The organism is Actinomadura sp. NEAU-AAG7 (assembly GCF_018603865.1).
Classification (GTDB): domain Bacteria; phylum Actinomycetota; class Actinomycetes; order Streptosporangiales; family Streptosporangiaceae; genus Spirillospora; species Spirillospora litoris.
Genome location: NZ_JAHFZY010000002.1, coordinates 776697 through 803166, shown reverse-complemented (window position 1 = coordinate 803166; position 26470 = coordinate 776697). Strand labels below are relative to the sequence as shown.

Genomic DNA, 26470 nt, shown 5'->3' with positions numbered 1-26470 from the left:
TGTATCGACATCATGGGACACCCTGACCACGACCGGTCAGACCCACGGTCATGACGCGCGCGATGGGGCACCCTGATTCGGACGATCTGCGACCCAGCGACACGGTCCCCGGGAGGACGCGGTGCGGCCCGAAACCAGCGAGGGCGGGTTCCTCGGCGCGGACGCCCCCGTGCCCGAGGGGGACGGCGTCTCGATCATCGTCCTCACCTACCGCAGCGCCCGGTACATCGAGGACTGCGTGGCCGCGCTGCGCCGCGCGACCGGCCGCCGCCCGGCCGAGCTGATCATCGTGGACAACGACTCGGGCGATGAGACGCCGCGGGTCGCGCGGGCGGTCGCGCCCGACGCGCGGGTCGTCGAGACCGGCCGCAACGGCGGCTTCGCCTACGGCTGCCACGTGGGCGCGGACCACGCCCGCTTCCCGTGGCTGATGTTCGTCAACCCCGACACCCTGCCCGCGCCCGGCAGCATCGACGCCCTCGTGGACTGCGCGCGCGCCGACCCGTCCATCGGCATCGCGGGCGGGCGCTGCGTCGCGCCCGACGGCTCGGTCGACCCGCGCTCCTGGTGGGGGCGGCCGGGCCTGTGGCCCGCGTTCTGCTTCGCGTTCCTGCTGACCTCGGTGTTCCCGGGCAGCCGCGTGTTCGACCCGGAGTCGCCGCGCCCCTGGGAGGACGAGGCGCAGGTCCGCCGCGTCCCGGTGGTCACGGGCGGGTTCATGCTCGTCTCGCGGCGCGCCTGGGACGCGACCGGCGGATTCGACCGGGCCTTCTTCATGTACGGCGAGGACGCCGACCTGTGCCTGCGCGCCGCGTCCCTCGGCTACCGGCCCACCGTCACCGGACGCGGCGTCTACCAGCACGAGACCGGGGGCTCCTCGACCAGCGCGGGCAAGCTGGTGCTGCTGTTCACCGGCAAGGTCACGCTGCTGCGCCGGCACCTGCCGCCGGGCCCGCGGCATCTGGCCGTCGGCCTGCTGGCGTTCGGCGTGCTCGCCCGCGCGACGCTGAGCCGCCTGCTCTCCGCCCGCCCGGAGCGGCAGGGCCGCCCGACCGCCCGGGGCGAGGACTGGCGCCGCCTCTGGGCCGCACGCCGCGACTGGCTCCCGGGCTGGCGGAGTCGATGAAGTTCCGGCCGATCCTCTTCACCGGGCGGCTCGGCACGTGACCGTGCCCTGGCGAGTGCGGCACCACTTCGCGATCTTCCCGGCGGGCCTCGCCTCCGGCGTCGCCCCACGCACTGACCTGGGCGCTGAGGCCGCCGGGGGAGACGGCCTAGGTGCGGCTGCTCTCGTCCCGTTGCCAGGCCGTGTAGTTCCCGCGGCGGCGGGCCTGGCGGGCGCGGGCGAGCACCGTGATCGACAGGAAGACCGCCAGGTGCGGGGCGAGCGAGGGCTCCCGGCGCAGCATGGCGAGCAGGTCGGACGGCGTGGTCCGGGCCGAGCCGCCCGCCTGGTCGAGGTCCGCGCGCTCCAGCTGCTCGACCCCGGCGGCCGCGCGTTCGCGGCGGCGGAGGAGGTCGGCGAGCGTGCGCGGGGGGTGGACGGTGACGGCCGCCGAGGCGACCACCGTCCGCTCGGCGGGCCCGAACGCCAGCGAGGACGCGAGGTCGTCGGCGATCACGCGGGGCAGCGCGGCGAGCCGCGCGTGGCCGCGTTCGGTGACGGCGACGACGCCGCGCCCGAACAGGCCGCGCCGGACCTCCGGGAGCCGCGTCCACACCCGGTAGTAGGACCGGACGGGCCAGGGCCTGCCGGTCATGTCGAGCCGCCGGGACGGCGCCGCCGCGGCCACTTCCGGACGCTCCAGCGCGGCGGCGAGGGCCCGCACGTCCGCCGTGCCGAGTTCCACGTCGGCGTCGACATAGAGGCGGGGGAAGCCGCGCGCGGCCTCGTCGCCGATCCGCAGCGCCGCCGCCTTGGACGCCTCGGAGGACTCAACGACCCGGACGGAGGGCCCGTAGGATGCCGCGACCTGCGCGGTCGCGTCGGTGCAGCCGTTCGGCACGACCACGATGTCCAGCTCGCCCGGCTCGGCGGCGCCGAGCAGCCCGTCCAGCAGGCGCCCGATGACGCGGGCCTCGTTGTGCGCGGGGATCACGATGCTCACCACAACGGCAGAGTATGAACCAGACATCCTCCGGAGGCAGCCCAATGGACGAAGCGCGCATCCTCGCGAGCGCGGACGTCGACGAGCGCGCGAAGATCGGCGCCGGGACGACGGTCTGGCACCTGGCGCAGGTGCGCGAGGACGCCATCCTCGGCGAGGACTGCGTCGTCGGGCGCGGCGCCTACGTCGGGCCTGGCGTCCGCATCGGCGACCGCGTCAAGCTCCAGAACCACGCGCTCGTCTACGAGCCCGCGGTGCTGGAGGACGGGGTGTTCGTCGGCCCCGCCGCCGTCCTCACCAACGACCCCTACCCGCGCTCGGCGGACGTCGCGGGTGTCCTCAAGCGCCCGGGGGACTGGGCCGCGCTCGGCGTGACGGTGCGGGAGGGCGCCTCGATCGGCGCGCGCGCCGTCGTCGTCGCCGGACGGACGGTCGGCCGGTACGCGCTCGTCGGCGCGGGCGCGGTGGTGACCCGGGACGTGCCGGACTTCGCGCTCGTCGTCGGCAGCCCCGCGCGGCGGATCGGCTGGGTCGGGCGCGCGGGCGAGCCGCTGGAGGAGGCGGGCGGCGGCCGGTGGCGCTGCCCGCGCACGGGCGAGGAGTACCGGGAGGCCGGAGCCGAGGGCGAGCGACGCCTGATCTTGCCGAACAGGTGACGCCACCGGCGGCCGAGGCCACCACCGGCCAATCCGGGCATCGGCCGCGCATTCCGACCTTATAGTCGGAGTGCTTTCGAGCGCGGGCCAATTCGTGCCCGTTAATCGGGGTGGGCCGGGGGTCTCGTTCAGACGTCCACGGTTCTGCTGGCGGGGTTGGCCCCGAGGGGGACTGATGGCCTGGTCGAAGGTGTCTTGGAAACGGCGCTCGGACAAACCACGCGCCAAGCGGCGCACGCGCAGGTCGATGGTCCTGTTCGCGCTGGTGGCGGCACTGGTCGCGACGGGTCTGGCCGCGCTGGCGCAGCCCCCGGTGCGGGCCGCGGCGGGGCCCTGCGAGACCGGCGGAAATCCGGTCGCGTGCGAGAATAGCAAGCCCGGCTCGCCCTCTTCGGAGTGGGAGAAGATCTCCGGCGGCGGGCAGACGATCGAGGGTTTCTCGGCGAACTTCAGCGTCAATGTCGGGCAGCAGGTCCAGTTCAAAGTGAACACGCCCGCGCGGTCGTACTCGATCGGCATTTATCGGATGGGCTATTACGGCGGAGCGGGGGCCCGCAAGGTCGCGACCGTGAACCCGTCGGCGGCGCTGCCGCAGCGCCAGCCCGGCTGCCTCACCGACGACGCGACCGGGTTGATCGACTGCGGTGGCTGGGGCGTGTCGGCGAGCTGGCAGGTCCCGGCGGACGCGGTGTCGGGCGTGTACTTCGCGCACATCGTCCGCACCGACGGCACCGACGACGACAACCACATCGTGTTCGTCGTCCGCGACGACGCGAGCCACTCCGAGCTGCTGTTCAAGACGTCCGACACCACCTGGCAGGCCTACAACCGGTGGGGCGGCAACAGCCTGTACTTCGGCGACAGCACCGCCGCCCCGGGGCGCGCGGTGAAGGTCAGCTACAACCGCCCGTTCGACACCCGCGAGAGCACGCCGTGGGGGCGCGACTTCGTGTTCGCCAACGAGTACCCGATGATCCGCTTCCTGGAGGCGAACGGGTACGACGTCAGCTACATGGCCGGCGCCGACGTCGACCAGCGCGGGTCGCTGCTGCGCAACCACAAGGCGTTCATGTCGGTCGGGCACGACGAGTACTGGTCGGGCGCCGAGCGGGCGAACGTGGAGGCCGCGCGGGACGCGGGCGTCCACCTGGCGTTCCTCAGCGGCAACGAGGTGTTCTGGAAGACGCGCTGGGAGAACGACAGGGCCGGCTCCGCGTTCCGGACGCTCGTCACCTACAAGGAGACCCGCGCGAACGCCAAGACCGACCCGACCCCGACGTGGACGGGCAGCTGGCGCGATCCCCGGTTCAGCCCGCCCGCCGACGGCGGCCGCCCCGAGAACGGGCTGACCGGCACGATCTGGACGGTGAACTGCTGCGGCGTCGCGCTGAAGGTGCCCGCCGCCGACGGGAAGATGCGGCTGTGGCGCGGCACGGCCGTGGCGGGGCAGGCGGCCGGGGCGACGATGACGCTCGCCGACCAGACCGTCGGCTACGAGTGGGACGAGGACCTCGACAACGGCGCCCGCCCGGCCGGGGTGGTCCGCATGTCCACGACCACGGCGGACGTGCCGGAGAAGCTCATCGACTACGGCACGAACGTCGCGCCGGGCCGGGCGACGCACAGCCTGACGCTGTACCGGGCGCCGAGCGGCGCGCTGGTGTTCGGCGCGGGGACCGTGCAGTGGTCGTGGGGGCTGGACGCCGTCCACGACGGCCCGTCGGAGGCGCCGTCCTCGCCCGACCCGAACATGCGGCAGGCGACCGTCAACCTGTTCGCCGACATGGGCGCGCAGCCCTACCAGCTCCAGGCCGGGCTGACCCGCGCGACGGCGTCGGCCGACCACTCCGCGCCCGTCTCGACCGTGACGTCCCCGGCGCCGGGCACGCAGATCGTCAACGGCCGGACGGTCACCGTGACCGGCACGGCCTCGGACGCGGGCGGCGGCCAGGTCGGCGGCGTGGAGGTGTCCACCGACGGCGGCGCGACCTGGCATCCGGCGACCGGGCGCGGCACCTGGACCTACAAGTGGGACGCGACCGGCAACGGGCCGGTGGCGATCCGGACGCGCGCGGTGGACGACAGCGGCAACCTGGAGGTCCCGGGCGCGGGGACGTCGGTGGCGGTGGCGTGCCCGTGCCGCCTGTTCGGCGACTCGGCCGTGCCCGCCGTCCCGTCCGACAGCGACACGGCGTCGCTGGAGGCGGGCGTGAAGTTCAAGTCGGCGGTGTCGGGCTGGGTGACGGGCGTCCGCTTCTACAAGGGCACCGGGAACACCGGGACGCACACCGGCAGCCTGTGGAAGAGCGACGGCACCCGGCTGGCGGCCACGACGTTCACCAACGAGACCGCCTCGGGCTGGCAGACCGCCGAGTTCCCGACGCCGGTGCAGGTCGACGCGGGCGCGACGTACGTGGTGTCCTACTTCGCGCCCAACGGCCACTACTCGGCCGACCCCGAGTTCTTCTCGCTCAACCCGTATGTGCGCCCGCCGCTGACCGCGCCGAAGGCCCAGCCGGACGACGGGAACGGCGTCTACCGGTCCGGCGCGAGCGGCTTCCCGAACTCGACCTACAAGGGCGGCAACTACTACGTCGACCCGGTGTTCGTCACGGTCAAGCCGCCGGACACGATGCCGCCGACCGTCGTGGACAACACCCCCTACGCGGGCTCGTCCAGCGTGAAGACGTCGGTCAAGCCGTCGGTGACGTTCAGCGAGCCGATCCAGGCGGGCAGCCCGACGCTCACGGTGAAGAACGGCACCGCGTCGATCGCGGGCACGACGAGCCTGGACGCGTCCCGGACGGTGCTGACGTTCACGCCGTCCGCGGCGCTGCCCGCCGGCACGAAGCTGACCGTGACGGCCGGCGGCGGCAGGGACGACGCGGGCAACGCGATGCAGACCTACGGCTACTCGTTCACGACGGCGAGACCGACGCCGCAGCCCGGCGTGTGCCCGTGCAGCATCTGGGCCGACGAGACGGCCCCGGCGATCGAGGGCGTCAACGACCCGAACGAGCTGGAGGTCGGCGTGCGCTTCACCGCCGACACCGACGGCTTCGTCAAGGGCGTCCGGTTCTACAAGGGGCGCAACAACGACGGCACCCACATCGGCACGCTGTGGACGGGGACCGGGCAGCAGCTCGCGAACGCCACCTTCAGCGGCGAGTCCACGCTGGGCTGGCAGGAGGTGACGTTCTCCACGCCCGTGCGCGTGACCGCCGGGATCACCTACGTCGCGTCCTACCACACGACCAAGGGCTGGTACTCGGCCGACTACGGCGGGCTGAGCCGCGCGGTCGCGAACCCGCCGCTCACGGCGCTCGCCGACGGCGGCGGGGGCGGGGACGGCGTGTACAAGTACGGCGCGCGCGGCTTCCCGAACCTGTCGTCGGGCTCCACGAACTACTGGGTGGACGTGGTGTTCTCGCCGCCGCCCGACACGACGCCGCCGACCGTCGCGTCCAGGTCGCCGGGGGGCGGGGCGACGAGCGTCCCGTCCAGCGCGAAGGTCAGCGCGACGTTCAACGAGGCGGTCAGGCCCGGGACGGCGACGTTCACGGTCGCGGGTCCGGGCGGCCAGCCGGTCGCGGGCGGCGCCGCGCTCGACGCCTCGGGACGGGTGCTGACGTTCACGCCGTCCGCCGGACTCGCGGCGGCCACCACCTACACCGCGACCGTCGGCGGCGCGAAGGACATCGCGGGCAACACGATGTCCGGCACGACGCAGTGGTCGTTCACCACGTCGGGCGCGTGCCCGTGCACGCTGTTCGCCAGCGACGCGGCCCCGGCGACGCCGTCGTCGGGCGACGGGAACGCGCTGGAGGCGGGCGTGAAGTTCGCGCCCGACCAGAACGGCTGGATCTCCGGCGTCCGGTTCTACAAGGGCGCCGGGAACACCGGGACGCACACCGGCAGCCTGTGGAAGACCGACGGCACGCGCCTCGCCACCGGGACGTTCGCGAACGAGACCACGTCCGGCTGGCAGACGATGACGTTCTCCGCGCCGGTCCCGGTCACCGCCGGGGTCACCTACATCGCGTCCTACTTCGCGCCCAAGGGCAACTACTCGGCGGACGGCGGCTACTTCGGGGCCGCCTACGAGAACGTGCCGCTGCGCGCGCCGTCCGACGACACCGCGAGCGGGAACGGCGTCTACGCCTACAGCGCGACCTCGCGCTTCCCGAACCAGACCTACGGCGCCGCGAACTACTGGGTCGACCCGATGTTCTCGACGGTCGCGCCCGGCGACACCGCGCCGCCGACGGCCGAGGCGGTCGACCCGGTGGACGGCGCGACCAGCGTCCCGCGCGCGGCGCACCCCTCGGCCACCTTCGACGAGGCGGTGCAGGGCGCGACGGTGCGGTTCACGCTCACCGGCCCCGGCGGCGTCGCGGTGCCCGGCTCGGTGGGCTACGACCCGGCGACCCGCACCTCGGTCTTCACCCCCGCCGCGCCGCTGGACTGGCGGACCAGGTACACCGCGCGGGTGCAGGACGCCAAGGACCTCGCGGGCAACACGCAGACCACCGCGAAGACCTGGTCGTTCACGACGGCGAAGCAGACCACGCCCGGCACCTGCCCCTGCTCGGTCTGGACGGACGAGGCGGCACCGCAGCTCGTCGACGACGACGACCCGGCGTCGGTGGAGCTCGGCATGAAGTTCCGCGCCGACTCCGACGGCTGGGTGACCGGCGTCCGGTTCTACAAGGGCGCGAACAACACCGGGACGCACACCGGCTCGCTGTGGAAGCCCGACGGCACGCGCCTGGCCACCGCCACGTTCGGCGGCGAGTCGGCGGCGGGCTGGCAGGAGGTCGCGTTCTCCACCCCCGTGCAGGTCACGGCCGGGACGACCTACGTCGTGTCCTACCTCGCGCCGAACGGCCACTACTCGGCGAACGTCGGCGGGTTCGAGAACGCGGGCGTGGACGCGCCGCCCCTGCACGCGCTCCGCGACGGCGACGACGGGCCCAACGGCGTGTACGCCTACGGGCCCGGGGGGTTCCCCGGCAGCGGGTCCAGCTCGAACTACTGGGTCGACGTCGTCTTCACAAGCACCCACCCCTGAGGAACCACGACCTGAGGAGTACGCCCTGATGGAACCCATCGGCCTCGCGGTGGTCGGCGCCGGATACTGGGGCCCGAACCTGGTCCGGACGGCGCAGGCGACCCCGGCGCTGCGGCTCAGGTGGCTGTGCGACCTGGACGAGGAACGCGCCCGGACGGTGCTCGGGCCGTACACGACCGTCCGGGCGACGCCGTCCTACCGGCAGGTGCTGGACGATCCCGACGTCGCGGCGGTCGCGATCGCCACGCCCGCCGCGACGCACTTCGAGCTCGTCCGGGCGGCGCTGGAGGCGGGCAAGCACGTCCTCGTCGAGAAGCCGCTGACGCCGAGCGCCGCGCAGAGCGCCGAGCTGGTCGACCTCGCCGCCCGGTACGGGCTGGTGCTGATGTGCGACCACACCTACTGCTACACCCCGGCCGTCCGGAAGATCCGGGAGCTGATCCACGGCGGCGAGATCGGCGACGTCCAGTTCGTGGACTCGGTGCGCATCAACCTGGGGCTCGTCCAGCCCGACGTGGACGTGCTGTGGGACCTCGCCCCGCACGACCTGTCGATCCTCGACCACGTGCTGCCCGCCGACGTGACCGTCGAGGCCGTCGCCGCGCGCGGCAGCGACCCGATCAACGCCGGTCGGCTGTGCGTGGCGCACCTGTCGGTGCTGCTGTCCACGGGGGTCATGGCGCACGTCCACGTCAACTGGCTCAGCCCCACCAAGATCCGCACGACGGTGATCGGCGGGTCGCGGCGCACGATCGTGTGGGACGACCTGAACCCCGTCCAGCGGCTCGCGGTGTACGACCGGGGCGTGGACCGCGCCCCGGCGGGCACGCTCGGCCAGGACGAGCGGCACGAGGCGCTGGTCTCCTACCGGGTCGGCGACGTCCTCGTCCCGGCGCTGCCCGAGCGGGAGGCGTTGCGCGAGGTCATGGCCGAGCTGGCGGACGCGATCACACAGGAGCGGCCCGCGCTGACCGGCGGGGACGCGGGGCTGCGGGTCGTCGCGCTGCTGGAGGCCGCCGACCGCAGTGTCGCCGAGGGCGGCGCGCTGGTCCCCGTCCGGCACGTGGCAGAGAGCGACGTCATGAAGGAGCACGCATGATCGAAGGATCCCGCTGCCTGGTCACCGGCGGCGCGGGGACGATCGGGTCCACCGTCGTCGACCAGCTCGTCGCGGCGGGCGCCGCCGAGGTGGTGGTGCTGGACAACTTCGTCCGGGGCCGCCGCGCCAACCTCGCGGGGTGCCTGGACGGCGGCGTGGTCCAGGTCGTGGACGGCGACATCCGCGACCGCGACCTCGTCCGGACGCTGATGGAGGGCACCGACCTGCTGTTCCACCTCGCCGCCATCCGCATCACCCAGTGCGCCGAGGAGCCGAGGCTCGCGCTGGAGGTGCTGGTCGACGGAACCTACGAGGTGGTCGAGGCGGCGGCCGACGCGGGGGTCCGCAAGGTCGTCGCGTCCTCGTCGGCGTCGGTGTACGGGATGGCGCAGGTCTTCCCGACGGCCGAGGACCACCACCCCTACGACAACGACACCTTCTACGGCGCCGCGAAGACGTTCAACGAGGGCATGCTGCGCAGCTTCCGCGCGATGCGCGGGCTCGACTACGTCGCGCTGCGGTACTTCAACGTGTACGGGCCGAGGATGGACGTCCACGGCCTGTACACCGAGGTGCTGATCCGGTGGATGGAGCGGATCACCGACGGGCGGCCGCCGCTGATCCTCGGCGACGGCGAGCAGACGATGGACTTCGTGTTCACCGAGGACATCGCCCGCGCGAACCTGCTGGCCGCCGAGGCGCCGGTGAGCGACGCGGCCTACAACATCGGCTGCGGTGTCGAGACGAGCCTGCGCGAGCTGGCCGAGGCGCTGCTGCGGATCATGGACGCCGAGCACCTCGGCCTGGAGTTCGGGCCCGCCCGCGCCGTCAACGGGGTGGCGCGCCGCCTCGCGGACGTCTCGGCCGCCCAGCGCGACCTCGGCTGGAAGGCGCAGGTCGGGCTGGAGGAGGGGCTCGGCCGGCTGGTCGCCTGGTGGCGGGACGCCCGCCGGGAGCCCATGTGATCATCTATTTCGCGGGGACGCCGTACGACGGCGTGGCCGGGACCGACCGGCAGCTCGCGGAACGGCTGGGCGACATGCACCCCGTCCTGTACGTCGACCCGCCCGTGTCGCTGCTGACGCCGCTGCTGCGCCCGCACCTCGCGAGCGCGTTCCGCGGGTCGTCGCTGCGCCGGGAGGCGGACGGGGTGTGGCGGATCCGGCCGCGCGTGCTCCCCGCGATGTACCGGCCGGGCATGCACCACGTGACGGCCATGCTCGTGCGCCGCGCCGCCCGCAGGACGGCGCGGCGCCTCGCGCGCCGGGTCGGCGGCGCGGCCGGCGGCGGGGTCGCGGGGGTCGTGGTCGCGACCCACAGCGACCTGCTGGACGCGGTGAAGGACACCCGCACGGTGCTGTACGTCACCGACGACCTGGTCGCGGGCTCGGAGCTGATCGGGCTGCCCCGGCAGCGGGTCGCCGCCGCGCGGGACTCGATGGCCGCGCGCGCGGGCGCCATCGCCGTCTGCTCGCCGCTGCTGCGCGACCAGTTCCGGGAGCGGGGGTTCGCGACGACGCTCGTCCCGAACGGCTGCGCGCCCGAGGCGTACGCGGCGATCGAGGACGAGCCGTGGCCGCGCGACGTCCCGAGGTTCGACCGCCCGGCGGTGGGGTTCGCCGGGCACATCAACGCGCGCATCGACCTCGGGCTGCTGGAGGCGATCGCCGACGCCGGGCACCCGCTGGTCCTGATCGGGCCGCACGACCCCGGCCACCACCCGGTCCGGTTCCGGGCGCTCATCGGGCGCCCGAACGTGTACTGGGCGGGCCGCAGGAGCTTCGCCGAGCTGCCCGCCTACCTGCGCACGATCCGGGTCGGGCTGACGCCCTACCTGCTGGACGACTTCAACCGGGCGAGCTTCCCCATCAAGACGCTGGACTACCTCGCCGCCGGCCGCGCGGTCGTGTCCACCGACCTGCCCGCGACGCGCTGGCTGCGCGACTTCCCCGACGGCCGCGAGCTGATCAGGTCCGAGTCGACGCCGCGCGGGTTCCTGCGCGCGGTCGAGGAGGAGCTGGCCGCCGAGCCGACGCCGGAGCTGGTCGCGCGGCGCCGCGCCTACGCCGCCGGGCACGACTGGGGCTGCCGCGCGCGGCAGCTCGCCCGGCTCGTCCACTGTGATCCCGTCTCACCCGCACTGGAGGAACCCGCACCGTGATCCCCGTCATCAGGCCCGTGCTGGGCGAGGAGGAGGCCGCGGCCGTCGCCGCGGTCGTCCGCTCCGGATGGGTGGCCCAGGGGCCGCGCGTCGCCGAGTTCGAGACCGCGTTCGCGCGGCGGGTCGGCGCCGCGCACGGCGTCGCCGTCTCCTCCTGCACGACCGCGCTGCACCTGGCGCTGCTGCTCGCGGGCGTCGGCCCCGGGGACGACGTCGTGGTCCCGTCGCTGTCGTTCATCGCGACCGCCAACGTCGTCCGGCACGCGGGCGCCCGCGTCGTGTTCGCCGACGTCGACCCCGCGACCGGGAACATGGACGCCAAGCACGTCGAGGCCGTCCGCACGCCCCGGACCCGCGCGGTGATCCTGGTCGACCAGGCCGGGATCCCCGCCGACCTCGACGCGGTGCGGGGGCTGTGCGACCCGCTCGGCATCGCCGTCATCGAGGACGCGGCGTGCGCGGTCGGCTCGACCTACAAGGACCGCCCCGTCGCGGCGGGCGCCGACCTCGCGGCCTGGTCGTTCCACCCGCGCAAGCTGATGACGACCGGCGAGGGCGGCATGCTCACGACGGGTCCCACCACCGGCCCCACCACAGGCCCCACCACCGACGCCGAGGGCCTCGCCCGGCGCGGGCGGCGGCTCCGCGAGCACGGGATGAGCGTCAGCGCCGCCGACCGGCACGGCAGCGCGAAGGCGGTCGTCGAGGAGTACGACGAGACCGGCTTCAACTACCGCATGACCGACATGCAGGCCGCGATGGGCCTGGTCCAGCTCGGCCGGCTCGACGCGATCATCGAGCGGCGCCGGGAGCTGGCCGCGCGGTACCGGCGGCTGCTCGCCGAGATCCCCGGCCTGGCCTGCGCGGGCGACCCCGGGCACGGCACGACCAACTTCCAGTCGTTCTGGATCCTGCTGCCCGACGGCTACGGCACCGGCCGCGACGCGCTGCTCCAGCACCTGCTGGACGAGGGGATCTCCGCCCGGCGCGGGATCATGGCGGCGCACCGCGAGCCCGCCTACGCCGACGTCCCGGCGGACCTGCCCGCCACCGACCGGTTCACGACCCGCTCGCTGATCCTGCCGCTGTTCCACGACATGACCGAGGCCCAGCAGGACCGGGTGGTCGAGGCGGTGGCGGCGCGCGCATGAGGATCCTGGTCTACCCGCACGACATGGCGATCGGCGGCAGCCAGATCAACGCGATCGAGCTGGCCGGGGCCGTGCGCGACCTCGGCCACCGGGTCATGGTCGTGAGCGACCCCGGCCCGCTGGTCGAGCGGGTGCTGGCCGCCGGGATCGAGCACGTGCCGCTGGACCCGGGGCGCCGCCGCCCGTGGCCGTCGACCGTCCGGATGCTCGGACGGCTCGTGGAGGAGCGCGGGATCGACGTCGTGCACGGCTACGAGTGGCCGCCGGGCCTGGAGGCGTTCTACACCGCGCGCCGCCGGCCGGGCGTCGCGGCGGTGTGCACGGTGATGTCGATGGCGGTCGCGCCGTTCCTGCCCGCCTCGCTGCCGCTCGTCGTCGGGACGCACCAGATCCGGCGGGACGTGCTGGAGCGGCGGGGCCGACGGCCGGGCGCCGTGCACCTGATCGAGCCGCCCGTCGACGTCCGCGCCAACTCGCCCGGCCACCCGACCCGCGCGTTCCGCGCGCGCTTCGGCCTGCACGAGGGGCCGCTGGACATCGTGGTCGTCTCCCGGCTGGCCGCCGAGCTGAAGCTGGAGGGGCTGCTCACCGCGATCGACGTCGTCGGCGGGCTCGCGACCGACCCGCCGCTGCGGCTCGTCGTGGTCGGCGACGGGGCGTGCCGCGACCAGGTCGAGGCCCGCGCCGCGCAGGCCAACGCGCGGGCGGGCCGCCGCGCGGTCGTGCTCACCGGGCAGCTCGACGACCCGCGCCCCGCCTACGCCGCCGCGTCGATCGCGCTCGGGATGGGCGGGTCGGCGCTGCGGTCGCTGGCGTTCGCGCGGCCCCTCGTCGTCCAGGGCGAGCGCGGGTTCTTCGAGCCGCTCACCCCCGAGACCGAGCCCACCTTCCTGGAGCAGGGCTGGTACGGCGTCGGCGGACGCGGCGCCGCGCGGCTGGAGGAGATCCTGCGCGACCTCGCCCGCGACGAGGCCCGCCGCGAGGAACTGGGCGCCTACGGCCGGAGCCTCGTCACCGAGCGGTTCAGCCTCGAACGCGCCGCGCAGGTGCAGGAGGAGATCTACCGGGAGGCGCTGTCGGCCGCGTCCGGCACCGCCCGGGACGCGGCGGTCACCGCAGTCCGCGTCGCCGGCTACAAGCTCGCCCGCAAGGCCCGCAAGCTGCGCGGCCCGGTCGCCCGCGACGACTTCAACGCCGTCGCCGGCAAGCCCGTCCCGAAGGAGGGGCGGCGGTGAGCAGGCTGACCGTCGGCGACGAGGACTCCCTGTTCGGCAAGGCGTCCCGCGCGCTCGGCTGGAGCCTGGTCAACACCGCCGTCGGGCGGCTCGGCACGCTCGCGATCGGCATCGCGCTCGCCCGGCTGCTCGGCCCGTCGGAGTTCGGCGTGTTCGCGGTCGCGATGGTCGCGCTGCTGGCCGTGCTCAGCTTCCACGAGCTGGGGGTCAGCCTCGCGATCGTCCGCTGGCCTGGCGACCCGCGCGAGATCGCCCCGACGGTCGCGACGATCTCCGTCGCGTCCAGCGCCCTGATCTACGCGGTGTGCTTCGCCGGGGCGCCCGCGTTCGCGACCGCGATGGGCGCGCCCGCCGCGTCCGGCGTGATCCGGCTGCTCACGCTCAGCGTCGTCGTCAGCGGCATCGTCGCGGTGCCCGCCGCGCTGCTGCAACGCGGCTTCCGGCAGGACCGCAAGATGCTCGCCGACCAGGCCAACAACTGGGGCGGCGCCATCGTGTCGATCGCGCTCGCCGCGACCGGCACCGGCGCGATGAGCCTCGCCGTCGGGCGGCTCGCCGGGTCCGCAGCGTCCGCCGCCCTGCTGGTGTGGGCGGCGCCCGAGCCGCTGCGGTTCGGGTTCGACCGGGCCCGCGCGCGGGCGCTGCTGCGGTTCGGGCTGCCGCTCGCGGGGTCGAGCGTCGTCGTGTTCGCGGTCGCCACCGTCGACCAGGTCGTCGTCGGGCACCTGCTCGGCGCGACCGCGCTCGGCTTCTACGTGCTCGCCTTCAACCTGTCCAACTGGCCCGTGACGATGTTCTCCCAGCCCGTCCGCAGCGTCGCGCCCGCCGCGTTCGCGCGGCTCCAGCACGACCCGCCCGCGCTGCGCGGCGCGTTCCTGTCCACCACCGGGCTGCTCGCCGGGCTCACGCTGCCCGTCTGCCTGCTGCTCGCGGGCGCCGCCCAGCCGCTGATCCGGCTCGTGTACGGGGCCGACTGGGGCCCGGCGGCCGACGCGCTGCTGTGGCTCGCGATCCTCGGCGGCCTGCGGATCATGTTCGAGCTGATGTACGACTACTTCGTGGTGCTCGCCCGCTCCCGCGCGGTGTTCACCGTCCAGCTCGTGTGGCTGGTCGTGCTGGTCCCCGCGCTGGTCGCGGGCGCGCACTGGCACGGCATCCCGGGTGTCGGCGCGGCGCACGTCGCGGTCGCGGCGGGCGTCGTGCTCCCGTTCTACCTGTGGGAGCTGCGGCGGGCCGGGGTCGGGGCGCGCGCCGTCCTCGCGCGGGTCGCGCCGCCCGCCCTCGTCGCCGCGACCGTCGGGCTCGCCGCCGCGGCGGCGCACCTCACCCTCGCCCCCGACATCGCCGCGCTGGCCGTCGCCGGGCTCGTCGCGCTCGCGGCGATGGGGCTGCTGTTCCACCGCACGCGCGGCGCCCTCAGCGGCCTGCGGACCCTGGAAGGCGCCGATGCCTGACTCCCCGCCCGAACCGCGCGGGCTCCTCATCTACGGCGCGGGCGGCTTCGGACGCGAGACCGCGCAGGCCGTCACCGCGCTGCCCGGCCGGCGGCTGCTCGGCTTCGTCGACGACGACCCGGGCCGCGCCGGCGTCCTCGTGGACGGCGTCGCGATCCTCGGCGGCGCCAAGGCGGTCGAGGCGGCGCCGGACGCCCAGGTCGTCGTCTGCGTCGGCAGCCCCGCCGGCTACGACGGCCGCCGCCGCATCGTCGAGCGGCTCGGCCTGCCCCCGGCCCGGTACGCCACGCTGCTCCACCCGTCCGCGTGGGTGTCGCCGTCCTCACGGATCGGCCCGGGGTCGGTCGTACTCGCCCAGACCGTCCTGACCGCGTCCGCCCGCGTCGGGGCGCACGTCGCGATCATGCCGCACGTCACGGTCACCCACGACGACGTCGTGGAGGATTACGCCACGATCGCCTCGGGCGTACGGCTCGGCGGCGGCGTGCGCGTGGGCGCGGGCGCCTACCTCGGCGCCGGGGCCCTGATCCGGCAGGGCGTCGAGATCGGGCCCGGGGCCCTCGTCGGCATGGGCGCGGTCGTGCTGCGCGACGTGCCCCCCGGCGAGGTCTGGGTCGGCTCGCCCGCGCGCTACCTGCGTCCCGCACCGCACCGGAAGGAAGCCCCATGACCGAGGTCCCCTTCGTCGATCTCGCCGCCGCGCACGCCGAGGTCGACCGGCAGGTCCGCGCGGGGTTCGACCGCGTCCTCGCCAAGTGCGCGTTCGTCCAGGGCCCCGACGTGGCCGCGTTCGAACGCGAGTACGCCCACTTCAACGGCGCCCCGCACGCCGTCGGCCTGGCCAACGGCACCGACGCGCTGGAGCTGGCGCTGCGCGCGCTGTTCCACCTGCGCGGCACCGGCCCCGGCGCGGAGGTCGTGCTGCCCGCCAACACCTTCGTCGCGACCGCCGAGGCCGTCGTGCGCGCGGGCGCCCGGCCCGTCCTGGTGGACGCCGAGCCCGCCGACCTGCTCATGGACGCCGACCTCGCCGCCGCCGCCGTCACCCCGGCGACGGGCGCGATCGTCCCCGTCCACCTGTACGGGCGGCTCGCCCCGCTGGAGCGGCTGCTGCACCTCGGCCCGCCGGTGCTGGAGGACGCCGCGCAGTCGCAGGGCGCGGCCAGGGACGGGCGGCACCTCACCGGCGCGATCGCCGCGACCAGCTTCTACCCCGGCAAGAACCTCGGCGCCTACGGCGACGCGGGCGCGGTCGTCACCGGGTCGGCGGAGCTGGCGCGGACCGTGCGGCTGCTGCGCGACCACGGCAGCGAACGCAAGTACGAGCACGAGATCGTCGGGTTCAACTCGCGGCTGGACACCCTCCAGGCCGTCGTGCTGCGCGCCAAGCTCCGCCGCCTGGAGGGCTGGAACGAGCAGCGCCGCGCCGCCGCCGCCCGCTACGCCGAACTGCTCGCCGGGATCCCCGGGGTCGTCCTGCCGCGCCCGGCGGGCGAGGAGCACGTCTGGCACCTGTACGTCGTCCGCGTCCCCCGGCGCGACGAGGTCGCCGCCCGGATGGGCGACCTCGGGATCCGGGTGGGGATCCACTACCCGGTCCCCGTCCATCTCCAGCCAGGGTTCGCCTACCTCGGCCATGGGCCCGGCGACTTCCCGGTCGCCGAGGCCGCCGCCGGGCGGATCCTGTCGCTGCCGATGTTCCCGCAGATCACCGAGGAGCAGCAGCAGCGGGTGGCCGACGCCCTGCGAAAGGCCCTCGGATAGTTCTTCGCTAGGGAGGAACCGCATGCGCAAGCTCGTGCCCGCGATCACGGTCGCGGCGCTGTGCCTGGCCGGCTGCTCGGACGGGGAGGAGGGCGCGAAGGCGAGCGCCACCGCCCCCGTCCCCCCGCCGGTGTCCCGGCCCGCCGCGCCCACCGGCCCGACCGTGTCGGTGCCGCCGCTGGAGTTGAAGTCGCCCGCGCCCGCCGGGGGCGAGGGCTCCCGCATCACCTGGCCCGACCTGAAGACGGTCGGGGTGCCGCGCGGGCGGCGGCTCAGACCGAGCGGGCCCATCACGATCCGCAAGCGCGGCGCGGTCATCGACGGGCTGCTCGTCCGGACGGAGATCAACGTCGCCGCCAGCGACGTCACGATCCGCAACACCCACCTGGTCGGCGCCGGGCAGTGGGGCATCATCCAGCGCAAGGGCGCGAGCGGGCTGCGGGTGGAGAACTCCGAGATCAACGGCGACGGCCGCACGAAGGTGCAGTACGGCATCCTCAACCAGGGCGGGATGGTGACCGTCCGCAGGAGCTACGTCCACACGGTCGCCAACGGCATCAACACCGACCACGGGCTCATCGAGGACTGCCTGATCCAGAAGCTCAAGGAGTTCCCCGGCGACCACGTCACCGGCGTGCAGTCCAACTCCGGGCCGGCTCCCGGGCTGTCGCTCGTCGTCCGGCACAACGTGGTGCTCAACCCCGTCTCGCAGACCTCCGCGATCTCGATCTACCAGGACTTCGGCCGCGCGCACGACGTCACGATCGACGGGAACCTGCTCTCCGGCGGCGGCTACGCGCTCTACGGCGGGAAGGGGCGGTTCGGCCGCACGTCCAACATCAGGGTCGTCCGGAACGTGTTCAGCCGGAAGATGTTCCGCAAGGGCGGCTTCTTCGGCCCGGTCACCTCGTTCGAGCCGCGCGGCCCCGGCAACGTCTGGAAGGGCAACGTGTGGGCGGAGACGGGCAAGGCCGTCCTGCCGTGAACCCCCGCCGTGAACCCTGCCGTGAGTCCCCGCCGTGAGGTTCAGTCCTCGCGGGACAGGCGCCACAGCGCGCCGCAGCAGCCGAGCGTCAGGAACATCAGCGTCGCCACCATCGGGAAGCTGAACGCGTCGAACGTCCCGAACGACAGCAGGGCCACCGCCATCGACGCGGCGTAGCACTGCGCCAGGTGGGCGGTCTCGCGGTCCGCGCGCGCGAGGAGGGCGCGGCGCGCCGACCGGGCGAGGAACCAGCCCGACAGGATGACGGTGAGCAGCACCAGGACCCCGACCAGGCCGGTCTCCACCAGCGACAGCAGGTACTGGTTGTCCAGGATCCGGTACGTCTGCGGCAGGTAGGTGCCGAAGCCCTGCCCGAACCACGGCCGGTGCGCGACCGACTCCCCGATCACGACGTAGTCGTTGGTGCGGGTGACCGTGCTGGAGTCGGAGCCGATGTCGGAGACCAGCCCGGTCAGCGTGCCGATCAGCCCCGGCACCAGCGCGCGCAGCGCGACCATGAACACGCCCAGCACGAGCACCGCCGTGACCCGCCACACCACGGGCCAGATCGGCAGCACGACCAGGCACACCACCGCCAACCCGAGGACGGCCGACCGCGACACCGTCATCGGCAGCACCAGCAGGATGATCGCGACCAGGAACCAGCGCCGCCCGCGCCGCCCCTCCCCGGCGTAGACGGCGCCGTGCAGCGCGAGCGGCAGCAGCATCGCCATCACCACGCCGAACTCGATCGGGTGGGTCGCGGTCGCCATCGGCCGGTTGAACTCGTCGCGGCTCAGCAGCGAGGTGTAGTTCGTGCTCGTCGTCAGGCCCGGGAACGCCAGGTGCCCGGCGAGGTCGAAGCCGGTGAAGAACTGGAGGCAGCCGACGACCGCGATGGCGCCGCCGCCCGTCACGAGCCGCCGCCGCACGGCCTCCAGCCGGTCCAGGCGCTCGACGCCGTCGGCGGCCAGCAGCGCGATCCCCGCCCATCCGGCGGTGAGGATCAGCCCCCGGTCGGCGGCGTTGCCCTCCAGGCCCGGCAGCGTCCGCTGCATCGCCGCCGCGTACGAGCCGAGCATCGCGCAGACGAACAGGACCATGACCGTGCGGACGGGCTGGCGGCCCTGGACCGGCGACGTCCGCCCGGCGATCATCGAGCTGAGGTACCAGAACAGGCACAGCACGGCCATGATCCCGGCGGGGGTGCCCGCCGCGCCGAGCGGCCCCACGACGAACCGCGCGGGCACGACCGTGAGCACGAACACGAACACGCTGAGCACGGTGACGACGTCCACCCGGCCGAGCGGGGGACGTGTCGCGACCGGCCGGTCGCCGGGTGCCGTGAGCAGGGCCATCGGCGGGCTAGGCGTCCGGCTCGGACATCTCGGCGGGCTCGGACCCCCACTGCGGCCGGGTCCCGTTGGTGCGCGGGGCCTGCGAGTCGAGCAGGCCGTAGGTGTCGGGCGTGTCGGACGCCCTGGACCTGGGCTTGCCCCTGGCCTCCACGGCCTCCGGCGCGTCCGGCGCGGGCTCCTCCGGGCCTGCCGTGTCCGAGGTGTCCGGGGCGTCCGAGGTGTCCGCCCGGCTCACCGTCCCCATCCGCCGGGGCAGGGCGCCGCGCCGCGCCGGAGGCGGCGCGGCCTCGCGGGTGCTGGGCTTGGGCGTCTCCAGCCGGTGCGGCCCGGCCGAGGCCGCCGTGTTCGGCGGTTCGGTGCGGTCGGGGGGAGGCGCTCCGGCCCGTCCGCCCTCGCGGCCCCGGCGGCGGCGCTCGGACAGCACCTCGGCGAACAGCGGCACCGCCACGGTGACCGCCAGCCCGAGGAACAGCGTCATCACGACCAGGCGGATCTTGTCGGTGGACACCCGCGTCGCCTGCGGGGTCGCGCTGATGACGTTCATCCTGATCTGCGCGTGCGGCGCCACGCTCTCCTGCGCCTGGAGCCTGGCCAGCCGCTCGGGCACGACGGCGAGCAGCGCGTCGAGCGTCGCCTTGGTGCCGGCGGCGTCGGAGCCGCTCGCCTCGATGGCCAGAACCGGTCCGGTCGAGTCGGGCGCGACCCCGACCACGTAGCCGGCGGTCCCGCCCTTCGCCCGGATCGCGGCGGCCGTCCGCGGGTCCATCATCTCCCGGCCGACGACCTCCGCGGTGACCGTCAGCGAGCTGTCGAAGACCAGCCACGGGTTGCCGCCCGCCTGCTTGGCCTGGACGGGCGAGGAGAGCAGTACCGCGGTGGCCTTCGCCTCGTACTTCCACGGCGTGACCAGGGCGATCGCGCCCGAGCCCGCCAGCGCCGCGAGGAGCAGCGGCACCGTCAGCCACCATCTCCGCAGCAGGGTCCCCACCCAGTCGAGCAGATCCACCGGTCTCCCCTCACGCGCCCGTCGTCCCTGTGACGGCCGTGCCCGGCCGTGCCCCTCCGCCGCCGTCATGGTCATCCGGCCGGTACCTCGTGGCCACACCCGGCGAGCACGCCCGTCCAGCGCCTCTCCCATGCCACGATGTCACGCAATCGTGGGACTGGAGCGGTTTGTGGCGATACGAGATTTCGTGGTCGCGCTGCGGCGCAACCCGCTGGTGACGATCCTCGCCGTGGTCTTGACGGCGCTGGCCGTCGTGCGCGTGGAACTGGCCGCGCCGCGCTACGAGGCGCGCACGGTCGTCACGTTCCTGACGCCGCCCTCGTCGTTCCCCCGCAACGTCTACGCGAGCTTCACGCCCGCGCTCGTCACGATGGCGGAGGTCTCGTCCCGCTGGCTCGACTCGGCGGACGGGCGGCGCGCCGTCCGCGCGGCGGGCGGCCGCGGCGGGTTCGAGGTCGCGCTCGCCAACCGGGGCAACCAGGAGCAGCCCATCCACGACCAGCCCTACCTCGTCCTGACCGTGAGCGCGGGCAGCGCGGAGGGCGCGCGGGGGACGCTGCTGAAGCTGCTCGGCGTGCTGAACGACCGGGTCCGCTCGGTGCAGGCGTCCCAGGGCGCGCGGCCCGGCTCGTTCATCACCTGGCGGGTCGCGGCGGGCAGCGACCGGGCCGTGCCCGCGACCGGCCGGCCCTCCCGCGCGTTCCTCGCGATCGCGCTGATCGGGGGGATCGGCGGGACGTGCGCCGCGGTCACGGCCGACCGCCGCCGGAGGCGGAGGACGAGCGCGCCGAGCGCGACGACCGGCCCCGCCCGGGCATCCGCTTCCGCGTGACCTCCAGGGCCACCTCCCGCGCCACCAGGACGACGAACGCGAAGTTCGTGGTGAAGTAGCGGGGCCCGAGCCGCATCGGCTCCTGGATGCAGCGGTAGAGCCACTCCAGCCCGCGCCGCTGCCACCACTCCGGCGCGCGGCGCACCTCCCCGGCGAGGACGTCGAACGTCCCGCCGACGCCGTGCACGACCTGCGCGCCGGTCCGCGCCGACCAGTCCTGGACGAACAGCTCCTTCATCGGCGAGGAGACGCCGATGAACAGCAGGTCGGCCTCCGCCGCGCGGATCTCGTCGGCGACGCCGGGGGCCTCGGCGGTGGAGAAGTAGCCGTGCCGCGTCCCGGCCACGACGAGGCCGGGGAAGCGGCGGCGGACCTCGGCGACCGTCCGGTCCAGGACCTCCTGCCGGGCGCCGAGGAAGAACACGCGGTGGCCGCGCCGCTCCGCCTCGGGCAGCAGCGTCAGCATCAGGTCGATGCCCGCGACCCGCTCCGGCAGGGGCCTGCGCAGCAGCGCGGAGGCCCACACGACCGACTGCCCGTCGGCGAGGACGAGGTCGCAGCCGAGCACGGCGCGGCTCAGCCGGGGGTCCTTGCGCAGCCGTACGATCTTCGCCGCGTTCAGCACGCCGATCGTGATCGGCGACCGTTCCTCGACCGCCTTGACGCAGCGCGCGACGGTCTCGTCGATGGTCAGCGGGTCCAGGTGGACGCCGAGGAAACGCCGCCGGTCCGGCTCGGAACGCTGCGCCTTCATCGTCACTCCCGTGCGGTGGGGGAGAGCCAGGTGTGCAGAAGCCACCCGAGCTCGTAGGGACGGCACTCCCGGTCGATCGCGACCGGGGGGAACCTTCGGTCAAGGGAGCGGAACCGCAGGCCGGGGCGCAGCCTCGTGGACGCCGCGCGCACACCCCGGACGACCTTGCGGGGGTCGTCCCTGGCGACCTTGCGCCAGGTCATGACGGGTTCGCCGGGCTCGCCGCCCGGCAGCAGCGACGCGCCGGTCTCGGCCGGCGCGGTCAGCCACCGCACGCCCCTGGCGATCGCCGCGAGCCGCCCGTCCCCGCCCGCGTCGGCGAGGTCGAGCAGCGCCATCGGCGCCATCGCGTGCTGGTGGACGCTGTAGACGGGGTAGCCCTCGACGACCCCGCCGGTGCGGGCGTCGTAGTGCCACCACCACTGGCCCGCCGCGCCCTGCGCCGCGCAGATGCGGCCCGCCACCCGGTCGGCGGCGGCCACCGACCGGTCGTCGCCGATCCGGGCCAGCGCCTGGACGGGGTAGACCTGGTCGGCGAAGCAGCCGACGTGGGCGCGGTAGCGGGGGACGAGGCCCGTGCCGCCCACCTCGTGCGCGAACAGGGGGCGCCCGTCCAGCCCGGCGAGCAGCCGGTCGCGGGCGCGTTCGAGGTGGCCCTCGGTACCGGACGCGGCGCCGGACGCGGCGCCCGCGTCGCGCGCGGCCGCCAGCGCCGAGGCGACCCACGCCGCGTCCACGGTGAAGACCGGCCGCTCTCCCGGCGGGTCGGCGGCGGCGAGCCGGGCGAGCGCGGGCTCCAGCGCGCCATGGCCGGTCTCGGCCGCCGCCCAGCAGATCAGCGCGATGTCGCCGAGCGAGGTGATCTCCCCGGGCCCGGTGTCGCCCAGCCGGGCGACGAGCGCGCCGACCACCTCGGCGACCGAGTCGCCGCCGAGTGCCGCGCGCTGGTCGTCCTCGGGCAGGAACGCCGCGCCGAGCGCGACGATGGCCGCGTACCGGACGCTCGTCCCCGCCGGGCGCGCCGGGTCGCCGCGCATCGTGAAGACGAACCCGCCGTCCTCGCTGGTGCGCATCCTCGGCAGGCCCCGGAGGGCGCGCCGCAGCAGCTCGGCGACCACGTCGCGGGCGGCCGGATCGGTCTCGGCGAGGCGCCGCAGCCGGGGCCCGTCGGTGCGGGCCAGGGAGCCGCCCCCGGTCACGCTCACGAGCGCTTCACCGCGACGAGCGACTTGGTCAGCCCGGCGACCCGCTCGGACAGCACCACCGAGTGCGGGAAGTAGGCGCGCATCTCGGTGCGGCTGAGCAGCTCCACGTCCAGGACGGCGCGCAGCGCCGCCGCCCGGTCGGCGGGCGGCGTGTGCACCAGCGGCCAGTGCCGGGCCACGGTCGCCCGCGCGGCGGCGGGCAGGAACTGCATGCCCGGGCACACCCAGTGCGGCTCGACCGGGAAGTACCGGTAGGGCGTCTGGATCCAGTGCCGGTCGGCGAGCCGGTGCACCGCGTCGGCGAACATGCGGCGCCGGGCGTGCCCGCCGACGTGCTCGACCACCGAGTTCGAGATGACCAGGTCGTAGTCGCCCGCGAGGATCTCGGCGGGCAGCTCGCAGGCGTCGGCGTGGTCGGAGCGCAGCCAGGAGGGCAGGTCCTCCGGCGGCTTCTCCAGGTTGACGATGTGCACCGACGCGGGCCGCACGGGCGCGCGTCGCCACGCCTCCGCCGTGCCGCCGAGGTCGATGACCGCCATCGCCTCTAGCCCGGGAAAAGTCGCGCGCAGCCAGTCCCACCGGCGCGCCCGAAACCGCGCGCCGGCAGAACCGGGCGCGTCCACGAATTGGTTGCGGAAAGCGTGCAGCCGACTCAACAGTTCACCCCGTCCAATGTCGCGCTCATTATTGGTCGGAGTAGCGCTTGGAAAGCCAGGGTTCACGGTGGCCGACTTTGGACAAGGGGGGCCGGTAAACTTCCCGGGGGGTCACGGAGACGCGGGTCTTGATAACGCGGTGGGTCGGTGCCCGCGCTGCGCTGGTCCGGTCCAGCGGACAGGGGGCGGGGTGCTGCCGGGGCCATCGCCCCCGAAATTCGGACGGGTATTCAGCGGGTTGCGGCCGGGGAGAAGGCGTCGGCGAGCAGCAGGCGTGGCGCGCCGGTCCCGTCGGCCGGCACCGTCCACACGTCGGTGCCGCCGCCGCGCAGCAGCCCGTAGCCGACGGTCCGGTCGTCGATCCAGACGGCCTGGTCGTCCACCGAGGCGCGCTCGGCCAGCGCCGTCTCCCGCATCGTGCGCAGGTCCAGGACGTGCAGCCGCCACGGCCGCGCCGGGTCGCCGGTCGCCTTCTTGAACGCGAGCCGGGTGCCGTCCGGCGACAGCGAGGGGCACTCCAGGTTCGTCCGCAGGGTCCGCATCGTGCGAGTGCTCACCCGGCCCTCGACCAGGTAGGTCCGCTCCTTGGTCCGCGCGGTCGCGTAGAAGCGGTCGTCGTCTCGGGTGAAGGTGACGCCCCAGTAGTTCAGGTCGGCCGACCAGTTCCGCCGCCCGTCCTGGAGCAGCCGGAACTTCTCCAGGTCAAGCCACAGCCGCCCGGTCCTGCGGTCGAAGATCCCGGTCCGCGTCGAGAGGTTCTTGCTCTGGTAGTCGTGCCCCTCCACGAACGTGGTCCAGGAGATCATCCGCCCGCTCGCCGACACCTGCGCGCGGCTCGGCGTGCCCTCGACGGGGAACAGGTGGGAGCGCCGCCCCCGCTCGTCCAGGACGATCGCGTACGTCTGGGCGACGGCCTTGCGCTCGACCGTCAGGCACACGCCGGTGCCGCCGGCGGTGTGCACGCGCACGCACGGCGTCTCGGTGATCGTGCGGCTGTTCGGGCTGGTCACGACCGGCGCGCCGGGCGTCCCGGCCAGCCGCACCACCGCGAGCCGGCCCGCCGTCGGCCCGGTGCCGCCCTGCCGGAACACGAGCTGGCCCGGCCTGCCGAGGTCCGGCGCCACCGCGCCGACCGGGCGGGCGGGGGCGGTGGTGTGCCCGGATTCGTCGGTGCCGCAGCCGGACATGAGCGCGGCGAGCGCCGCCGCCACCGCCGTGCCGGAGATCGCCTTGCCGGGGGTCCTCACGGCGTCAGGGTAGGTTCCGGTCACCCTCCCCTAGCTCACCCGACCGAATCCGGCCATCCTGACAAGGGCGGTTCACCGCGTCCTGTTATGGCCACACGCCACTGCCGTGCATTACCTTCCCTTTAACCGCGAGAACTGGCAGCTTAACTGTCGGGTCAGACCCGCATTCGTTCCTTGGAGGGGGAACGGAAGCGGTCTCGGGGAGGAGCGGGGGATGCCCGCATGAGTTTGGTCGATCGTCCTGAAACGACCGTGACACTACGGCCCGCACGACGATCGGGAGGTGCTCGCGGTTGGGTTTCCGATCATGTTCGTCTCGCTATTACTCTGGATTTCTGCTGTGCGCTGGCGGCAGGCGTCAGCGGGTTCGTGTTCCGGTTCGGTGACGACGCCGTCGCACCGCGTCCGGACGCGGCGCTCGCCGCCACGCTGCCGTTCATCTGGGTGTGCTGGGTCGCCGCGACCCGCGCCTACGAGGCCCGGTTCTTCGGCGCCGGCACCGAGGAGTACCGGCGCATCTTCGACGCCGGGATCAGCCTGACCGCCGCCGTGGCGGTCCTGTCCTACGCCACGAAGGCCGAGGTCGCACGCGGGTTCGTGGTGTTCACGCTGCCGGTGGTGACGTTACTGAGCCTGCTCGGCCGCTACCGGCTCCGCAAACACCTGCACGGCCGCCGCGCCAAGGGCGAGTGCCTGCGCCGGGCCGTGGCCGTCGGCCACCGCCAGGCGGTGGCCGAACTCGTCCGCGAGTTCGGCCGCGCCCGCCACCACGGCATGCAGATCGTCGCCGTGTGCCTGCCCGAGGACGGCGGGCCCGCGCGGGTCGGCGGTGTCCCGGTCGAGGGAGGGATGGACGAGGTCGCCGAGGTCGTCCGGCGCTGCCACGCCGACACGGTCGCCGTCCTCGCCTGCCCCGAGCTGGCCGGGGTCGAGCTGCGGCGGCTCGCTTGGCGGCTGGAGAAGACCGACACCGAGCTGCTCGTCGCGTCCGCGCTGCTGGACATCGCGGGGCCGCGCACGTCGATCCGCCCCGTCGCCGGGCTGCCGCTGCTGCACGTCGAGCACCCGGAGCTGACCGGGACGCGGCGGGTGCTGAAGGCGCTGTTCGACCGGGCGGCGGCGGCGGTCGCGCTCGTGCTGCTGAGTCCGCTGTGGGCGCTGACGGCGCTGCTCATCCGGCTGGACGACCCGGGTCCCGCGTTCTTCTCGCAGGTGCGCGTCGGCCTCGGCGGCCGGGCGTTCCGGATGCTGAAGTTCCGCACGATGGTCGTGGACGCCGAGCGCCGCCGCCGCGAGCTCACCGACCCCGACCCCGCGCGCGGGGTGCTGTTCAAGCTCCGCGACGACCCGCGGGTCACCCGGCTCGGGTCCCGGCTGCGGCGCTGGTCCATCGACGAGCTGCCGCAGCTCGTCAACGTGGTGCGCGGCGAGATGTCGCTGGTCGGGCCGCGCCCGCCGCTGCCCGACGAGGTCGACCGCTACGGCGAGGACGTGTTCCGGCGCCTCGCGGTCAAGCCGGGCATGACCGGGCTGTGGCAGGTGAGCGGCCGGTCCGACCTGTCGTGGGAGGAGTCGGTGCGGCTCGACGTCCGGTACATCGAGAACTGGTCGCTGTTCCTGGACGTGCAGATCCTCTGGAAGACGCTCGCGGCCGTGACACGCGGCTCGGGAGCCTACTGACGGGCGGCCCGCCGGGCCGCCCGACCGGCGGCCCGGCGGGCGGCGAAG

General features: G+C 74.4%; 21 protein-coding genes. 14 read left to right on the top strand and 7 right to left on the bottom strand.

Annotation, left to right across the window (positions count from 1 at the left end):
* Window positions 1–121: 121 nt before the first annotated feature.
* Window positions 122–1126: a glycosyltransferase family 2 protein gene (locus tag KLI87_RS12980; protein WP_156216152.1), complete on the top strand. Its 1005-nt coding sequence runs from the start codon at window positions 122–124 to the stop codon at window positions 1124–1126.
* Window positions 1127–1274: 148 nt separating this feature from the next.
* On the opposite strand, the gene KLI87_RS12975 is transcribed toward KLI87_RS12980, so the two are convergent.
* Complete coding sequence (locus KLI87_RS12975) at window positions 1275–2108, bottom strand: glycosyltransferase (RefSeq protein WP_214617123.1); 834 nt, start codon at window positions 2106–2108, stop codon at window positions 1275–1277.
* Window positions 2109–2152: 44 nt separating this feature from the next.
* On the opposite strand from KLI87_RS12975, the gene KLI87_RS12970 reads away from it, so the two are divergent.
* The 11 genes from KLI87_RS12970 (at window position 2153) to KLI87_RS12920 (ending at window position 17684) form a co-directional block, all read left to right on the top strand.
* Window positions 2153–2764, top strand: a complete 612-nt coding sequence (locus KLI87_RS12970; protein ID WP_156216154.1) for an acyltransferase — start codon at window positions 2153–2155, stop codon at window positions 2762–2764.
* Window positions 2765–2939: 175 nt separating this feature from the next.
* Complete coding sequence (locus KLI87_RS12965; RefSeq protein ID WP_214617122.1) at window positions 2940–7835, top strand: DUF4082 domain-containing protein; 4896 nt, start codon at window positions 2940–2942, stop codon at window positions 7833–7835.
* A gap of 28 nt (window positions 7836–7863) precedes the next feature.
* Entirely contained in the window at window positions 7864–8934 is a 1071-nt protein-coding gene (locus tag KLI87_RS12960) for a Gfo/Idh/MocA family protein (protein WP_214617121.1), read from the top strand.
* The gene (locus KLI87_RS12955) at window positions 8931–9899 is read left to right on the top strand and encodes an NAD-dependent epimerase/dehydratase family protein (protein WP_156216157.1); all 969 of its coding nucleotides are present in this window, start codon (window positions 8931–8933) and stop codon (window positions 9897–9899) included. The genes KLI87_RS12960 and KLI87_RS12955 overlap by 4 nt, the downstream gene beginning before the upstream one ends.
* The gene (locus tag KLI87_RS41505; protein ID WP_156216158.1) at window positions 9896–11095 is read left to right on the top strand and encodes a glycosyltransferase; all 1200 of its coding nucleotides are present in this window, start codon (window positions 9896–9898) and stop codon (window positions 11093–11095) included. Before KLI87_RS12955 ends, KLI87_RS41505 begins: the two co-directional genes overlap by 4 nt.
* Window positions 11092–12246: a DegT/DnrJ/EryC1/StrS aminotransferase family protein gene (locus KLI87_RS12945; RefSeq protein ID WP_214617120.1), complete on the top strand. Its 1155-nt coding sequence runs from the start codon at window positions 11092–11094 to the stop codon at window positions 12244–12246. The genes KLI87_RS41505 and KLI87_RS12945 overlap by 4 nt, the downstream gene beginning before the upstream one ends.
* Window positions 12243–13481 (top strand): glycosyltransferase, encoded by a 1239-nt coding sequence (locus KLI87_RS12940; protein WP_214617119.1) that lies wholly within the window; start codon window positions 12243–12245, stop codon window positions 13479–13481. The genes KLI87_RS12945 and KLI87_RS12940 overlap by 4 nt, the downstream gene beginning before the upstream one ends.
* Complete coding sequence (locus KLI87_RS12935; RefSeq protein ID WP_214617118.1) at window positions 13478–14935, top strand: lipopolysaccharide biosynthesis protein; 1458 nt, start codon at window positions 13478–13480, stop codon at window positions 14933–14935. The genes KLI87_RS12940 and KLI87_RS12935 overlap by 4 nt, the downstream gene beginning before the upstream one ends.
* A complete protein-coding gene (locus tag KLI87_RS12930) occupies window positions 14928–15605 on the top strand; it encodes a NeuD/PglB/VioB family sugar acetyltransferase (RefSeq protein WP_214617117.1) in 678 nt (225 codons plus the stop codon). Before KLI87_RS12935 ends, KLI87_RS12930 begins: the two co-directional genes overlap by 8 nt.
* Window positions 15602–16699 (top strand): DegT/DnrJ/EryC1/StrS aminotransferase family protein, encoded by a 1098-nt coding sequence (locus KLI87_RS12925; RefSeq protein WP_214617116.1) that lies wholly within the window; start codon window positions 15602–15604, stop codon window positions 16697–16699. Before KLI87_RS12930 ends, KLI87_RS12925 begins: the two co-directional genes overlap by 4 nt.
* 22 nt (window positions 16700–16721) lie before the next feature.
* Window positions 16722–17684, top strand: a complete 963-nt coding sequence (locus KLI87_RS12920) for a right-handed parallel beta-helix repeat-containing protein (RefSeq protein WP_214617115.1) — start codon at window positions 16722–16724, stop codon at window positions 17682–17684.
* A gap of 41 nt (window positions 17685–17725) precedes the next feature.
* Here KLI87_RS12920 and KLI87_RS12915 read toward each other — a convergent pair whose 3' ends face one another.
* Together KLI87_RS12915 and KLI87_RS12910 are read right to left on the bottom strand one after the other, a co-directional pair.
* On the bottom strand, window positions 17726–19042 hold the full coding sequence (locus KLI87_RS12915; protein WP_214617114.1) for an O-antigen ligase: 1317 nt from the start codon (window positions 19040–19042) through the stop codon (window positions 17726–17728).
* A gap of 7 nt (window positions 19043–19049) precedes the next feature.
* Window positions 19050–20048 carry a hypothetical protein gene (locus KLI87_RS12910; RefSeq protein WP_214617113.1) on the bottom strand — a complete coding sequence of 333 codons (999 nt, stop codon included), beginning with the start codon at window positions 20046–20048 and terminating at the stop codon, window positions 19050–19052.
* Between the two features lie 169 nt (window positions 20049–20217).
* Between KLI87_RS12910 and KLI87_RS12905 the strand changes: the two genes are divergently transcribed.
* Window positions 20218–20880: a hypothetical protein gene (locus tag KLI87_RS12905; RefSeq protein ID WP_156216166.1), complete on the top strand. Its 663-nt coding sequence runs from the start codon at window positions 20218–20220 to the stop codon at window positions 20878–20880.
* Here the strand turns inward: KLI87_RS12905 and KLI87_RS12900 are convergent.
* From KLI87_RS12900 to KLI87_RS12885, 4 genes are all read right to left on the bottom strand, one after another.
* Window positions 20798–21634, bottom strand: a complete 837-nt coding sequence (locus KLI87_RS12900; RefSeq protein ID WP_214617112.1) for a WecB/TagA/CpsF family glycosyltransferase — start codon at window positions 21632–21634, stop codon at window positions 20798–20800. The genes KLI87_RS12905 and KLI87_RS12900 overlap by 83 nt on opposite strands.
* Before the next feature lie 2 nt (window positions 21635–21636).
* Window positions 21637–22839: a hypothetical protein gene (locus tag KLI87_RS12895; protein WP_214617111.1), complete on the bottom strand. Its 1203-nt coding sequence runs from the start codon at window positions 22837–22839 to the stop codon at window positions 21637–21639.
* Window positions 22836–23378 (bottom strand): class I SAM-dependent methyltransferase, encoded by a 543-nt coding sequence (locus tag KLI87_RS12890; protein WP_214617110.1) that lies wholly within the window; start codon window positions 23376–23378, stop codon window positions 22836–22838. The genes KLI87_RS12895 and KLI87_RS12890 overlap by 4 nt, the downstream gene beginning before the upstream one ends.
* Before the next feature lie 347 nt (window positions 23379–23725).
* Complete coding sequence (locus KLI87_RS12885) at window positions 23726–24742, bottom strand: hypothetical protein (protein ID WP_214617109.1); 1017 nt, start codon at window positions 24740–24742, stop codon at window positions 23726–23728.
* A 222-nt stretch (window positions 24743–24964) separates the two neighbouring features.
* Here KLI87_RS12885 and KLI87_RS12880 point away from each other — a divergent pair, with 222 nt between their 5' ends.
* Complete coding sequence (locus KLI87_RS12880; RefSeq protein ID WP_214617108.1) at window positions 24965–26422, top strand: sugar transferase; 1458 nt, start codon at window positions 24965–24967, stop codon at window positions 26420–26422.
* The last annotated feature ends 48 nt before the right edge of the window (window positions 26423–26470 follow it).